The 203-nt window shown below is 40.4% G+C and carries 1 protein-coding gene; it reads left to right on the forward strand.

What is annotated here, in order from left to right; all coding sequences use genetic code 11:
• Positions 1-203, forward strand: a 203-nt coding sequence (locus tag RFX69_RS08835; RefSeq protein WP_309169211.1) for an aldehyde dehydrogenase family protein, incomplete at both ends; no start/stop codon positions are given.

The following is a 203-nucleotide window of genomic DNA, read 5'->3' on the forward strand; positions in this document are numbered from 1 at the left end:
AAGAAACGTTTGGTCCGCTAGCAGCCGTATTTAAATTTGAAAACGAGCAACAAGCAGTTGAAATGGCAAATGCAACTGAATTTGGTTTAGCCGCATATTGTTATACCAAAGATTTAGGCCGTGCTTGGCGAATGAGTGAACAGCTTGAGTATGGCATGGTCGGAATTAATAAAGGCCTTATTTCAAATGAAGTTGCGCCTTTT

The organism is Acinetobacter sp. 148, assembly GCF_031196675.1.
Classification (GTDB): Bacteria; Pseudomonadota; Gammaproteobacteria; order Pseudomonadales; family Moraxellaceae; genus Acinetobacter; species Acinetobacter baumannii.